This window comes from Mesorhizobium sp. M2E.F.Ca.ET.209.01.1.1 (assembly GCF_004010375.2).
Classification (GTDB): Bacteria; Pseudomonadota; Alphaproteobacteria; order Rhizobiales; family Rhizobiaceae; genus Mesorhizobium.
Genome location: NZ_SADP02001401.1, coordinates 1 through 279, shown reverse-complemented (window position 1 = coordinate 279; position 279 = coordinate 1). Strand labels below are relative to the sequence as shown.

Here is a 279-nt window from a genome sequence, read left to right as displayed (position 1 = left end):
CGTCGGCGAAGCCGATGTTGCCGCCGAGGTCGGTGCTGACCATCGAGGTCGCCTGGTCGTGGTCGCCGTCGGTCACCGTCGCCGTCGCCGACAGCGTCACCAGGCCGTTGCCGAGGTCGATGTGGGCGTTGTTGTTGGTGGTGTCGAGGCTTTCGGGCAGGTGGTCGATCTGCTGGTACTGCGTCAGCGTCACCGTGCCGGAGGCGTCGACCGAGATCTTGAAGATATCGCCATGCGAGGCGGTCTGGCCGACGATGTCGTTGCCGACCTTGACCAGGG

At 65.9% G+C, this 279-nt stretch carries 1 protein-coding gene; it reads right to left on the bottom strand.

Going from position 1 to position 279, the window contains the following annotated elements; genetic code table 11:
* On the bottom strand, positions 1–279 hold a 279-nt coding region (locus tag EN852_RS41635), incomplete at both ends, for a DUF5801 repeats-in-toxin domain-containing protein (RefSeq protein WP_210238355.1).